The following is an 11,199-nucleotide window of genomic DNA, read 5'->3' as shown; positions in this document are numbered from 1 at the left end:
AAGACCGTGCGGTTTTCCTGCTTTTTCGCCTTTTTCGGCAGCTTCACCGGGAGCTTCTGCCACATTTCCCGGCCTTCGCAGAATCCCCGGCAGGGGCAGGCGTTGCATTTCGGCTCCCCGTTCGGCACGCAGACCGTGGCCGCTGGCGGAAGCGCGGTAAGCGCGGTTATAAACGCGGGCGGACTGCAGAACGTATCTTCCGGCGGAACCGTAAACGATACTCAAGCAAATGCTTCGGCCGTGCAAAACATTATGGGCGGCGTAGCCAATTCCACCGCGCTTAATTCCGGCGCGGTGCAGAATATAACCGCCGGCGGTACGGCAAGAAATACGGAAGCCGCCGGGGCCGTGCAGAACGTCATCAGGGGCATCGCCATAAATACAAATCTTAACGAAGGCGCGGCCCAAAACGTATCTTCCGGCGGCGTAACAAGCCACACTTATGTAAATTCCGGCGCGGTTCAAAACGTATATGAGGGCGGCACTGCCGTATCAACTGCGGTAAGCGGCGGCGTTCAGAATATAGCAGGCCTAGCCAGCGGAGCTTTAATAGCCCAAGGCGGAGTACAAAATATTTTAGCCGGCGGATATGCCGAGGACGTAACTGCGGCTTCCGGCGGAACCCAAAACATCAACGTTTCCGCTTCGGCCAAAAACGTATATGCGGATGGCGGAACCGTCAACCTGCTTTCCGGCGGTTCTTTGCAGGGCTATTCCGCGCAAGGCGGACTGCTGAACGTATACGGGGATAATCATATTTCCGGCGATATGGTTTTAAGCGCCGGCGCGGCAGTTAATATAGCGCAAGATTCCGCGGGATTTACAAATTTAAGCGCGGATAATATCCAAGCCGATAACGCTTTAATCAAAATGAACGTAAACCTTGAAACCGGGGAAAGCGACAGGCTGACCGTAAAAGAAAATTATGAAGGCCAAACGGTACTTGCCTTAAGCAATACCGCAGATGTCGCAAAAGAAACAACCGGCGACGGCATAAAACTGGTGGAGTTTTCTTCCGGCGCGCAAGTTGACGGAGATTTTGAATTGTTGGGCGGCAAATGGGACGAAGGCGGCTATGAGTATCTTTTGCACCAAGGTACGGCGGCGGGGGTAGGTTCGGATTATTACCTGCGCAATTCCATGGTATATACCGACGTGTTTAAGAGTATGCTTAATATCCCCTTGATGAACAGCGTAATAGCCAGAAGCGGAATGAACTCCCTGCAAAAAAGAATGGGCGATTTGCGAAATATGACGGAAGGCTCCAACCAAAACGGAATATGGGCCAGAACCTATTATAAGGATATGCGCGTAAAAGACCTCGTTGAAACGGATATGAGCCTTTTCGGCGTTGAAGCGGGCTATGACTGGCTTTTTACGCCCAATGAGCCAACAAAACTATACGCCGGCGTCATGATAGGCTACGCAAACGCGGGTTCAATAAAAACCGAAAAGGAAAACGGCTCCGTCTACGGCGACGGCAAGGGAACATCACCGAGCGTCGGCATATACGCCACTTTGGCAAACGACGACAAATGGTTTGTGGATTTGGCGGCAAGGAACTTCTGGACAAAACTGGATATGACGCATTATTCCGCTTCCGGCAGTCAGCTTAAATTTGAGCCGGAACGAAGCATTTTCGCCGTAAGTTTGGAAGGCGGTAAGGAATTTACTCAGGACTTGGGAGGGGATTCCTTTATCCGCATAGAACCCAAAGCGGAAATTGAATATATGTCCGCTTCTTCCGACGAAACAAAAGTAAAAGGCGGAACCGGCCCCCTGGCATACGATAAAGCCAATTATTTAAGCGCAAAAGGCGCGGTTATGGTTGCCTACAGTATGCGTCAGGCAAACGGACTGCTTATAGAGCCGCTTTTGGAACTTGCCTACAGATATGAGTTTATGGGCGAAGGCGACGTAAGCTACGGCGGGGCCAAGGAAACAACAAGCCTTAAAGGCGGCACGCTTGAAGCGGGGCTCGGAATCAATATGCAGCTTACGGAAAACCTCTACTGGCACGCCGTCGGCAGCTATGAAGCCGGCGACAAATTGCAAGGCTGGGGCGTAAACGCAGGCATCAGGTACGCTTTCGGGGGTATTTCCTTTGGCGGCGGAAGCAAAAACCGCAAGAAAGCCCGCAAAGAATCTTTCTACGAATACAACAAATACGACCGCGGCTATTATGACCGTGATTATGACGAAAAACCTAAAAAGGAAAAACAAAAAAAGGTAAAGAAGACAAAAAAGAACGATAAAACTTACGAAAATAAAACCGACAGCAACGAAATACGCAACGTAAGAAGACGTTACGAGTTTTAAACGGCCCGTAAGTTAAACCCGTCATCTTGAAAAAAGCGTTTTCCGCTTTAATATATTTTTTATGACGCGGATAAATTTAATAGCGCCGGAAAAGCTTTACGATCAGCACCTGATAGCGGAATACAGGGAAATTGTTATGGTGCCCGCCGCTTTAAAGCGCTCTTTAAAGGCGAAAAACGGCGCGCGCTTTGATGATATTCCCAAGAGTTTTACCTTGGGCAAAGGGCACGTAAGATTTTTCTATGATAAAGGCAAATACCTTTACAAGCGATACGCGCTTTTGCGGACGGAAATGATAACGCGCGGTTTTAAGCCCGATAAAAACAGGAAATTCCCCAAAGAAGTATTTATAGAAAACAAATTATTTAACGACTGGCGGCCTGATAAACGCGCCATCGCCGTTATTACTCAAAGACTTAAACAAAAAATAGCCCAAAAGCCCGCTTGGTACCGTAAAAGCGTGCAGGGGAAAATGACACAAAATAAAAAATAAATCAAATCATTAGGATAAAGTTTAGGCCCATAAAAATAAATTTATGGGCCTAATTCTATCGCTAAAATCAATTTTTACGCCAAAGCTTTCACATATTCCGCTAACAAGTGCTTAATTTTATTTACATAAATAAACAGGGCCAAAAGACCTATACGCAAAGCGGAAATTTAACTTTTAATAAAAAACGGGCAAAATTTTGATAAATTTTATATAATATTTATGTCAAAGAAATATAATTTGCAGTTTTAACACGCCCCCATAGCTCAATGGATAGAGCACCTGCCTTCTAAGCAGGGGATATAAGTTCGATTCTTATTGGGGGTATTTGTTTTGGAATATAGTTTAAAATTTTGTGCCCAAATTTGGGCACAAATGGACACAAGAAGGACTTTTAAGGCCCTTTATTTTTTTGTGCTTCTTAATATTTCAAAAATATACCCGGACGCAAATATTTTACTCTCCTTTTATGTTACAATAGCTTTATGAAAAAAAACATAATTTTTGATTTGGGCGGGGTTCTTATCGACTGGAATCCCAGATATTTTTACCGTTCCGTTTTTAACGACGACGCAAGAATGGAAGATTTTCTTTCAACTTGCTGTAATTCCGAGTGGATTGTCGCCATGGACGCCGGCCTTACGGCTAAAGAAAATATCGCCCGCGGCCAAAAAACCTGCCCCAAATACGCCCGGGAGCTGGCCCTTTACGACGAAGGCTGGCATCACATGTTCGGCGGAGCGATAGAAGGCACGGTGGAGATACTTAAAGATTTAAAAAAGGCCGGTACGCCGCTTTACGCTTTGACGAATTGGTCGGCGGAGAAATTCCCTTGGGCAAAAAAGAATTTCCCTTTCCTGGATTTATTTGAGGGCATAGTCGTTTCGGGGGAGGAAAAAGTAATCAAACCAAACCCGGAGATTTACAAACGTCTTTTAGCCCGTTACAATCTTAAAGCCGAAGATTGCGTTTTTATAGACGACAACGCCGCCAACGTCGAAGCGGCCCGCGCGCTGGGGATGGCCGGGATTCGTTTTACTTCTCCCGCCCGGCTGAAAGAAGAACTTTCTGCTTTGGATAATCGGCCTTCGCATAAATAGGGCCACTTGAACCTTTGCCCAAATGTTTTATACTATCAAACATAGGCAATAAATTATAACGGAGAGTAATTAAATGGAATTGTTTAAAAAATATTTCGTTAACATCGTAACAAAAAAATACATTGCTTTTGAAGGAACGGCAGGCAGGGAAGAATTTTGGTACTTCACTCTTTTCGCCGCAATAATCAGCTTGGTTTTAGGCTTGATTTTCGCTTTCTTGGCGGGGCTTTTTAATTTGGCGATATTGCTGCCGTGGCTCAGCGTGGCCGCAAGACGTCTTAGAAACGCCGGCCATAGCCCTTGGTGGCTGTTGAGCTTGATTTTCGGCATAGGTATTTTTATAGTGCTTTTCTTATGCGCTTTGCCGAGCAAAAAAGCTTCAAAATAACCAAATTCAAACTGTTAAAAAGGCGGCTTTTAAAGGCCGCCTTTTTGCTTTGACAAATTGCTTCCTGCGCGGATTAATCGGCGGAAGATATTTTATCTATTTCTTCAAGTTCTTTCTCGGTAAAAGACGGAAACGCCATTACGCCCAGATTTTCCTTGACTTGTTCCGGGCGGCTCGCGCCGATAATCACGCTTGTAACGGCTTCGTCGCGCAAAACCCAGTTTAAGGCCATTTGCGCCAAAGTCTGCCCGCGTTTTTCGGCAACTTTGTTTAAAGCCACTATCTGCAAAAGCCTTTCGGGCGTCAAATCCGCGCGTTTTAAAAATCTGCCGTCTTTGGCGATACGGCTGTCCGCGGGAACGCCGTTTAAATATCTGCCCGTAAGAAGCCCCTGCGCCAAAGGGCTGAAAGCTATCAGGCCGAGGCCGTTTTTCAAAGCGTATTTTTTAAGTCCGTTTTTCTCTATGGTTCTGTCAAATATGGAATATCTTATTTGGTTAATTACGAAAGGGCAATGAAGCTCTTTTAATATCTCCGCGGCTTTTGCCGTCGTTTCGGCGTCATAGTTGGAAATGCCGGCGTACAAAGCCTTGCCGGATTTAACGGCTTGGTCCAGCGCGCCCATAGTTTCTTCAAGCGGGGTTTCCTTGTCCATGCGGTGAGAGTAAAATATATCCACGTACTCAAGACCCATGCGTTTAAGGCTTTGGTCAAGGCTGGCAAGCAGATATTTGCGGCTGCCGTTGTCGCCGTAAGGGCCGGGCCACATCAAATATCCGGCTTTAGTGCTGATTATAAGTTCGTCGCGGTAAGGCTTTAAATCGCCGTTGATTATTTTACCGAAATTTTCTTCCGCCGAGCCGGGAACCGGGCCGTAATTGTTGGCAAGATCAAAATGCGTTATCCCGTTGTCAAAAGCCGTAAAACAAATGGCTTTCATATTGTCAAAATCGTCATTGGTGCCGAAATTGTGCCACAGCCCCAAAGAAACCGCCGGCAGTTTAAGCCCGCTAAACCCGCAGCGGTTGAACTTCATTTTTGAATATCTGCTTTCTTCAGCTTTGTACATGAACCCTCCGTTACAACAAATTTATCTCGTTTTTTGAACATTCTTCCCGCATACCTTCCGGCCATAAGGAGGCCTGAACCTCCCCTATATGAGCCTTGCCCAAAAGCAACATACACAAACGGCTTTGGCCTATGCCGCCGCCTATCGTAAGCGGCAGTTTGCCTTCCAAAATTAATTTATGGTAAAGATGTTTTTTACGCCCGGGGCAGCCTGCCGCATTAAGCTGCTTTTCCAAAGAATCCGCGTCCACGCGTATGCCCATGGAGGAAAGTTCAAAAGCGTCCTCAAGCACTTCATTATAGATAAGCAAATCGCCGTTTAAAGACCAATCGTCATAATCCGGCGCGCGGCCGTCATGGGGAAGTCCGTTTTTTAAAGGCCAGCCTATGCCGGATACGAACACCGTTTTATGTTCTTTGGTTACGGCCCTTTCCCTTTCTTTGGGGGTAAGCGCGGGGTATCTGGCTTCCAACTCGGCGGCGGAAATAAAATAAACTTCGCGGCTGATTTCGGTTTTTACGGCGGGATACTTCGCCTTAAGTTCCTGTAAGGTATCCGCCAAAACGCCGGTTATCTTTAGAACCGTTTCTTTAAGAGTATCCGCAGTGCGCCGTTCTTTATCGATTATAAGTTCCCAGTCCCATTGGTCTACGTAGACGGAATGAAGATTATCGGTTTCTTCGTCGCGGCGTATGGCGTTCATATCGGTATACAAGCCTTCGCCCGGAGCGAAAGAGTAAAGCTTAAGGGCCATGCGCTTCCATTTTGCCAAGGAGTGCACTATAACGGCTTTTACGCCGGTCTGTTTTAAATCAAAAGAAACGGGTCTTTCGACTCCGTTTAAATCGTCGTTTAGCCCGCTGGCCTCTTCAACAAAAAGCGGAGCCGACACCCTTTCCAAATTAAGCGCCGACGCCAGCTTGCGCTGGAATGTGTCTTTGATAAATTTTATCGCTCTTTGAGTTTGCCTTAAATCCGTAGAGCTTTTATAGTTTTCCGGGAGTATAAGTTTCTTCATTAATAAATTGTATAAAAAAGCCCGGCAAAAGTGGGGAAATTGACAAAAACCTCGTTTTTTGATATTTTTTTCTTAGGGAGAGCCTCATATAAAGTTTAATATGAGGTTTTTTTAATGCTTATAACAGATCTTTCCCAAAATCCCGCCGTAAACAAAAGCGTAAAACTGACGGAAATCGCCGCTTGCACCAACGGCAGAAGCGAATGCGTCAGCCTTTTGGCCACAGGCTCCGTCAGCGGCGGAGAAATAAAATTGCAGATAAGCCAAGACGACGCAAATTATTATCCGCTCACCGATGAAAACGGCGTTCAGATTATTTTAAAACCAAATACCCCTTTATACCTTAAATTCGCCAATTTGTATTTAAAGTGCGATTTAAGCGGCATTTCTTCCGACAATCTTAAAATAACGGTGCAGTAAAATGCGGACTTCCCTTATAACTTCCCTCAAAGGGAATTTAACCTTTAAGGCCGCACGCGGTTTTGTTCCAACGGACTTTAATTGGACAAAACCGGCTTCCTGGCCCGAACTGCGCCACATTACGCCGAAAGGATCTTTGGGGCTTCTCCTGAGCGACAAATATCCCGCTTTCGCCTTTTCGGCCGAAGCCGAAGGGGGGTATAAAGTTCTTCTTAACGGGGAGGACTTCGGCGTTTACACAAGCGGCGGGCAATGCGCGCTAAATATTGCCGATCTTCCCTCTTCCGCCGCGACGCTGGTCAGCTGCCCGGAAGCCCTTTCCGTATATGTTTTTACCGTGAGCCCGGTTAAAGAAAATGTGGAAATAAAAAACTTCAAATGCGAAAGAAGCTCCGATTCCGGAACGCAGGAACAAGGGCTTTTATGGCTCCACAGCGCGGTAAGCGGGCTGATGGAGAGAATTTCCGTATCGGATGACAATGACATTAAAAAAGTACGCAACAGGATTATTGAGGCCGTAACTTGCTCTCAAGAGGAAATAAAAGTAAAAGACGTTTACGGGGCGTTTAACGAGTGTTCCGCGCTTAAATACTGCGCTCCGCTGAACTATATGGATAAAGCTTCAAAAAATTACTGCACTTTCAGGAATTGCTCCAACTTGAAAAGGCTTATCTTCCGCAACTTCAAACCGCTGGATATGATAAATATGTTCGCGAATATGTCTTCCCTTGAAACGGCGGAGTTCGAAAATGCGGATTTTTCCGCCTTAACCAGCGCGATAGGTGCTTTTATTAACGCGGAAAGCCTGCAAATGTCCCGCTGGGACTTATCCGGCGCCGCGCAGCTTAAAAAGGTGGAATGCCGCGGAACCCGCCAAAAGCCGATACCCGGCTTTAAAGGGCTAAAAGTTTCATCTTCCGCGCCTTTTAAGGAAAGCGCGCCGCAAATAGACGTTTCCTATACGGGCATGGATAAAAACGCCGTTCTGGAGCTTTTTGACTCTCTGCCACAGGTTCAAAGCGGGCAGAAAATCAATATCGCAGGCACGCCCGCCTGCGAAACGCTTAGCGAAGAGGACTTGCAAACCGCCGTAAATAAAGGCTGGGAGGTGCTGCAATGATGTATCAGGCGACAGAAAACGAACAGGGGCTTTATTTTTGCCCTAAAGACGGCAAAAACTATGATTTGCTCTCATGCAATAAAGCAACCGGCCCCAAAGGCGTAAACGCCGGCTGGAAAGAGTACGAAACTCTAAAAAACGCCTTAAAAGGATTCAGACTTAAAGAAAAGAATCCCGAAAAAGTTTAAAGGCACAAAAAATCCCTCCTTAAAAGGGGGGATTTTTTATAATGTAAAATTTTAGGCCGCCGAAACCTTTTTAAAAACGGCTTCCGCGGCTTCTTTTAGCCTGTTCATGATTTTTTCAAAACCGCGGCCGCTTTTTGATATGGGATCGGGCATATCCTCTTCCAAGCCGAAAGCGTAATCCAAAAGAAGAAAGATTTTGTCGGCGTACTGCGGGAACTTATCCATAATAAGATCAAGCTGATCTTCCGTCATAACAAGCAGCAGATCCGCCCGTTCGACGTCTTCCCTGCCCAGCAAAGTGGAGCAATGCCCCTGCCAGGAGGCCCCGTTATCTTCCAAAAATTTTTTTATTTTGGAGGGGATCTCATAAGCGGGGGAAGCATAAACGCCCCTGGAAAAGGCTTTAAGATTACTCTTCCCGTTCTTTTCCGCGAGAGCGTTAAACAGCCTTTCAGCGGCGAAACTGCGGCATATATTGGCGTGACATATAAAACAAATATTCATAATATATTTCAATATATCAAATTTTTATACAATATTAATTAATATGGATCTGTTTTTTAAAGGTTTTTTAACCCTGCTTATATTGTTTGAGTTCTTAGCTTTCGCCGGAACCGCGCCGTGGGCTTTCGCCGTATTTCAGGGCGGGATTTTTATTTTGTCCGCTTTGATGTTATTTAGAAGAGGCGCGGCTGTTTCAAAACCTTTTAAGGCCGGCGGGTTCGGATTTCTCTTCCTGATATTTTACACTTTGCTTCAAGCCTGTTTTACAACCACTTTCATAGACCCCGTTCCGCCGTATCCTTCCACCATGATGAGGCTTTACACCTTAGAGCACGTTTCAATTTTTACGACGTGGCTTTGCCTCTTTTTCATAGGCGCGGATATAGCTAAGGATTTTAAAGCCTCAAGAAATATTTTATGGGTGTTTCTGCTGCCGGCGGTTGTTACGGCCGTTTTGAATATGGCTCTTCCCGGCGTATACCTTAAACTTCTTACCGGGATAAGCGAGGGCGTCGGCCCGTTTGTTAACCGCAATCACGGCGGATGTTTTTTGGCCGCCGCTTCAATACTCTGCGCGGCGTTGGCGGCTTCGCACTTCGCCTTAAAAGCGGAATATCTGCGGGAAAATAAAAAAAACGATTTCTACGCAAAACAGCTGATTTTAATTTTTCTTTTTCTCTTTTTGGCCCTTTCCGCCGTGTTTACGCGTTCAAGAGGGGCTATGACGGCATTGGCGGCGGGTATAACGGTTTATGCGGTTTGCCTTTCCTTTATATTTTTAAAAAACATTAAAATTAAAATCTGCGCGCTGCTCCTTATAGCCGCTTTGGGATTAAGCGGAGCCTTTGCCGTTTACTCCAATGAAGATAAAATAAACGCATTCGCGCAAAGAAGTTCTTCCGTTTCAACCGATATCAGGAAAGATTTATACCGTTCCGCCTTTGAAGCCTTAAAAGAAAGGCCCGTATTCGGCACAGGCGCAGGCGCATTGCCGGTTATGATAACAAATTACACTAAACCGCTTAACAGCTATATTGAACGCCTGCACAGCGATCCTTTGGAAATACTGCTGGGCGCGGGCATTGCCGGCTTCTTGCCGCCGCTCATCTGCGCCGCCGCGTTCATAATATTTCTTTTAGGCAGGATAAAAGCTCTGCCCGCAAAGAAACAAGCCCTTTTTACCGGCATTTTTTGCGCTTGCATATCATTTTGCATAAGTTCGGCGGTGGACTTTTCCTTGTTCATACCGGCCTGCGCCTCGCTCTTTTTCACCTCCGCGGGCCTCTTATGCGGGGTTACCTTTTGGCGGGAGGAATACTCCCGCATTAGCTTTAACGCATTTTTCAAAGCGGCCGTTTTATTATTTTTGGCGGCTTGTTTTTGGTTTTCGGCCCAAAAAGCGGCGGCGTGGCGTTTTCATCATTTCGCGGACGGATTTAAGTTTGAAAGAAAAACTCTTTACTATCAAAAAGCTTTGGCTTATTATCCTTCCCCGCGTTACGCCTTAAGCCTCGGCGTGGAATATTATAATAAAAGCTTGGACGCTTCCCTGCCGCCGGAACAAAGGGCCGAACTCAGGAAAAAAGCCTTTGATTTGGCGGAAACTTACCTAAAAAAATACCCGCGCGAAAAAGAACTTTCCAAACTATACATGAACGCTTTATAAACCTTTTATGTTACCTCTATATTTTGTAAAATATAGAGTATATGAAAACTTATAACATTATCGCCCTTTTATCAGTTGTTTTACTGCTTAACGCATGCGCCGGCGCGCAAAAAAACGCCGAAAGCGGCTTAACGGAAATTAATCCGCGCGAAGTGGCGCAAAATTTAAACGATTTAAAAGCTTCTTCCGATTATATTTTACAGCCCGGCGACCTTGTTGAAATACAGGTCTTTATGGAAGAAGATATGAAACGCACCCTGCGTATCGCCACAAACGGAACAATCACTTATCCGCTTGTCGGCAACGTTAAAATAGCCGGATATTCTTTATCCAAGGCGGAAGAAAAGCTCTCTTCGGCTTTAAAAACGTATATTAAAAAACCGCAGGTTTCCATGCTGATACAGGAATACGGAAATAAAACCGTATACGTATTGGGCCAAGTGCAAAAGCCGGCGGCCATACAAATCCCGCCGGAAAAGCCGCTTACCGTGCTTGAGGCCATAACTTCCGTAGGCGGATTTACCGATATCGCGGCGCTTTCAAAAGTAAGAGTGCTGCGTATGGAAAACGGCAAACAAACCGCAATAGACGTCGACGTAACCCAAATAACAAAACAAGGCAATAAATCTTTGGATATTCCGCTTATGCCGGGGGATGTCGTCTTTGTGCCCCAAAGTATGTTCTAGAGGATGATTATGCAAGAAGAATTAAACAATGAAGAGATAGTTTGTGTTTATTCGTTTGCAATATTAGTTAGTAATGAATTAAAGGAAAAGACTTTAGTTAAAGAATTATACAATGAGTTAAAGAATATTCCATATGATAATGGGTTTGTATTAAAATTCTCTAGTTTAATTAAGAAAAAACACCTAAAAGATGAATACGAATCTAATGATAAGAAGAAAAAACGTATTAAA

The 11,199-nt window shown here is 45.5% G+C and carries 13 protein-coding genes and 1 tRNA gene; 11 read left to right on the top strand and 3 right to left on the bottom strand.

Translation table 11 applies throughout. From position 1 onward, the window contains the following. The 5 genes from ACQY26_RS04235 to ACQY26_RS04215 all read left to right on the top strand — a co-directional run. Window positions 1–2,319, top strand: a 2,319-nt coding sequence (locus ACQY26_RS04235; RefSeq protein WP_428047870.1) for an autotransporter domain-containing protein, incomplete at its 5' end; no start/stop codon positions are given. A 61-nt stretch (window positions 2,320–2,380) separates the two neighbouring features. Continuing rightward, complete coding sequence (locus ACQY26_RS04230) at window positions 2,381–2,812, top strand: pyrimidine dimer DNA glycosylase/endonuclease V (RefSeq protein WP_428047869.1); 432 nt, start codon at window positions 2,381–2,383, stop codon at window positions 2,810–2,812. A 252-nt stretch (window positions 2,813–3,064) separates the two neighbouring features. Next, window positions 3,065–3,136, top strand: a tRNA-Arg gene (locus ACQY26_RS04225). Window positions 3,137–3,294: 158 nt separating this feature from the next. Further along, window positions 3,295–3,909, top strand: coding sequence for an HAD family hydrolase (locus tag ACQY26_RS04220; RefSeq protein WP_428047868.1), 615 nt, complete (start codon window positions 3,295–3,297; stop codon window positions 3,907–3,909). A 73-nt stretch (window positions 3,910–3,982) separates the two neighbouring features. Beyond that, on the top strand, window positions 3,983–4,297 hold the full coding sequence (locus tag ACQY26_RS04215) for a DUF805 domain-containing protein (protein ID WP_428047866.1): 315 nt from the start codon (window positions 3,983–3,985) through the stop codon (window positions 4,295–4,297). A gap of 73 nt (window positions 4,298–4,370) precedes the next feature. Here ACQY26_RS04215 and mgrA read toward each other — a convergent pair whose 3' ends face one another. Together mgrA and asnA are read right to left on the bottom strand one after the other, a co-directional pair. Continuing rightward, window positions 4,371–5,366 (bottom strand): L-glyceraldehyde 3-phosphate reductase, encoded by a 996-nt coding sequence (gene mgrA, locus ACQY26_RS04210; RefSeq protein WP_428047865.1) that lies wholly within the window; start codon window positions 5,364–5,366, stop codon window positions 4,371–4,373. Window positions 5,367–5,376: 10 nt separating this feature from the next. Further along, window positions 5,377–6,384 carry an aspartate--ammonia ligase gene (gene asnA, locus ACQY26_RS04205; protein WP_428047864.1) on the bottom strand — a complete coding sequence of 336 codons (1,008 nt, stop codon included), beginning with the start codon at window positions 6,382–6,384 and terminating at the stop codon, window positions 5,377–5,379. 114 nt (window positions 6,385–6,498) lie between these two features. On the opposite strand from asnA, the gene ACQY26_RS04200 reads away from it, so the two are divergent. Genes ACQY26_RS04200 through ACQY26_RS04190 form a run of 3 tightly spaced genes read left to right on the top strand, consistent with a single transcriptional unit; the run spans window position 6,499 to window position 8,112 of the window. After that, window positions 6,499–6,804 (top strand): hypothetical protein, encoded by a 306-nt coding sequence (locus ACQY26_RS04200; protein WP_428047862.1) that lies wholly within the window; start codon window positions 6,499–6,501, stop codon window positions 6,802–6,804. A gap of 1 nt (window position 6,805) precedes the next feature. Next, window positions 6,806–7,924 (top strand): hypothetical protein, encoded by a 1,119-nt coding sequence (locus ACQY26_RS04195; RefSeq protein WP_428047861.1) that lies wholly within the window; start codon window positions 6,806–6,808, stop codon window positions 7,922–7,924. Beyond that, window positions 7,921–8,112 carry a hypothetical protein gene (locus ACQY26_RS04190; protein WP_428047860.1) on the top strand — a complete coding sequence of 64 codons (192 nt, stop codon included), beginning with the start codon at window positions 7,921–7,923 and terminating at the stop codon, window positions 8,110–8,112. Before ACQY26_RS04195 ends, ACQY26_RS04190 begins: the two co-directional genes overlap by 4 nt. A 51-nt stretch (window positions 8,113–8,163) precedes the next feature. On the opposite strand, the gene ACQY26_RS04185 is transcribed toward ACQY26_RS04190, so the two are convergent. Continuing rightward, window positions 8,164–8,616, bottom strand: coding sequence for a hypothetical protein (locus ACQY26_RS04185; RefSeq protein ID WP_428047859.1), 453 nt, complete (start codon window positions 8,614–8,616; stop codon window positions 8,164–8,166). A gap of 43 nt (window positions 8,617–8,659) precedes the next feature. Between ACQY26_RS04185 and ACQY26_RS04180 the strand changes: the two genes are divergently transcribed. The 3 genes from ACQY26_RS04180 to ACQY26_RS04170 form a co-directional block, all read left to right on the top strand. After that, window positions 8,660–10,282 carry an O-antigen ligase family protein gene (locus ACQY26_RS04180; protein WP_428047858.1) on the top strand — a complete coding sequence of 541 codons (1,623 nt, stop codon included), beginning with the start codon at window positions 8,660–8,662 and terminating at the stop codon, window positions 10,280–10,282. A 41-nt stretch (window positions 10,283–10,323) separates the two neighbouring features. After that, window positions 10,324–10,968: a polysaccharide biosynthesis/export family protein gene (locus ACQY26_RS04175; RefSeq protein ID WP_428047857.1), complete on the top strand. Its 645-nt coding sequence runs from the start codon at window positions 10,324–10,326 to the stop codon at window positions 10,966–10,968. Window positions 10,969–10,977: 9 nt separating this feature from the next. Next, window positions 10,978–11,199, top strand: a 222-nt coding sequence (locus ACQY26_RS04170; protein WP_428047856.1) for a hypothetical protein, incomplete at its 3' end; no start/stop codon positions are given.

The sequence above is a fragment of the Candidatus Proelusimicrobium excrementi genome (assembly GCF_937881865.1).
GTDB classification, from domain to species: domain Bacteria; phylum Elusimicrobiota; class Elusimicrobia; order Elusimicrobiales; family Elusimicrobiaceae; genus Proelusimicrobium; species Proelusimicrobium excrementi.
Note: the sequence above shows the minus strand (reverse complement) of the source record. Positions and strands in the feature narration are given on the sequence as shown.

Excerpts from the sequence above, each read along its gene's own strand:
- ACQY26_RS04185 (WP_428047859.1), bottom strand. The coding sequence starts at position 8,616 with ATGAATATTTGTTTTATATGTCACGCCAATATATGCCGCAGTTTCGCC.
- ACQY26_RS04195 (WP_428047861.1), top strand. The coding sequence starts at position 6,806 with ATGCGGACTTCCCTTATAACTTCCCTCAAAGGGAATTTAACCTTTAAG.
- ACQY26_RS04175 (WP_428047857.1), top strand. The coding sequence starts at position 10,324 with ATGAAAACTTATAACATTATCGCCCTTTTATCAGTTGTTTTACTGCTT.
- asnA (WP_428047864.1), bottom strand. The coding sequence starts at position 6,384 with ATGAAGAAACTTATACTCCCGGAAAACTATAAAAGCTCTACGGATTTA.
- mgrA (WP_428047865.1), bottom strand. The coding sequence starts at position 5,366 with ATGTACAAAGCTGAAGAAAGCAGATATTCAAAAATGAAGTTCAACCGC.
- ACQY26_RS04180 (WP_428047858.1), top strand. The coding sequence starts at position 8,660 with ATGGATCTGTTTTTTAAAGGTTTTTTAACCCTGCTTATATTGTTTGAG.
- ACQY26_RS04215 (WP_428047866.1), top strand. The coding sequence starts at position 3,983 with ATGGAATTGTTTAAAAAATATTTCGTTAACATCGTAACAAAAAAATAC.
- ACQY26_RS04200 (WP_428047862.1), top strand. The coding sequence starts at position 6,499 with ATGCTTATAACAGATCTTTCCCAAAATCCCGCCGTAAACAAAAGCGTA.
- ACQY26_RS04230 (WP_428047869.1), top strand. The coding sequence starts at position 2,381 with ATGACGCGGATAAATTTAATAGCGCCGGAAAAGCTTTACGATCAGCAC.
- ACQY26_RS04190 (WP_428047860.1), top strand. The coding sequence starts at position 7,921 with ATGATGTATCAGGCGACAGAAAACGAACAGGGGCTTTATTTTTGCCCT.
- ACQY26_RS04220 (WP_428047868.1), top strand. The coding sequence starts at position 3,295 with ATGAAAAAAAACATAATTTTTGATTTGGGCGGGGTTCTTATCGACTGG.